The sequence below is a fragment of the Vibrio sp. 970 genome, from assembly GCF_033339075.1.
In genome coordinates, this window is sequence record NZ_JAWOTW010000474.1 from 1 (window position 1) to 627 (window position 627).

The 627-nt window shown below is 44.2% G+C and carries 1 protein-coding gene; it reads right to left on the reverse strand.

Going from position 1 to position 627, the window contains the following annotated elements; translation table 11 throughout:
- Positions 1 to 181: 181 nt before the first annotated feature.
- The coding region (locus tag R7Q11_RS27395) for an alpha-amylase domain-containing protein (RefSeq protein ID WP_225467136.1) at positions 182 to 627 on the reverse strand (446 nt) is incomplete at its 5' end.

Below are 627 nucleotides of genomic sequence, written 5' to 3' on the forward strand. Positions count from 1 at the left end.
AATGGCACCAAACACAATGGCGACAACCAATACATCAGCAATAGATTCCATTCTTTATATTCCTCTAGATAATGCTCAAATATAAGTTACGCATTTGTTACATGAATATCAAATAACACCTTGATTAAATGTAATGTTTCATTGAAATTTGCATGTTCTGTATCAAAATCACAGGACGACGTTACTTAACGCCCACCCAAACCGAGACTGAACCACCATTGACAGGAAATTCTGCCCAGCCATTGGCATCGGTCCAAACATCTTCAGTTCGGATACCCAGCTTGTCGACATAGCGCGTGCTTGGCTTACCGGTATACATCCATTTTGTGCCGCCCGGTCCATCACTCATGATCACCGCCATTGAGTTTGGATGTTCAGCATCGCCCTCTCGGGTCCAGCCAATCACATCCCAATGGTCGAGATAAGAATTCTGTTTGCCATACGCATACTCTTTACGCAGTGTTACAAGTTCTTCAATGTAAGGCACTTTGGCCATATTGATGTTGTAGCCTTTGTCGCTGTACTGCGCGCCGTAGTAATCTGCGTAGAACACCGACGGATAACCTTCTTCACGCAATAAAATGAATGCGTAAGCAAGAGGCTTGAACCACCAATCCACTGTCGACT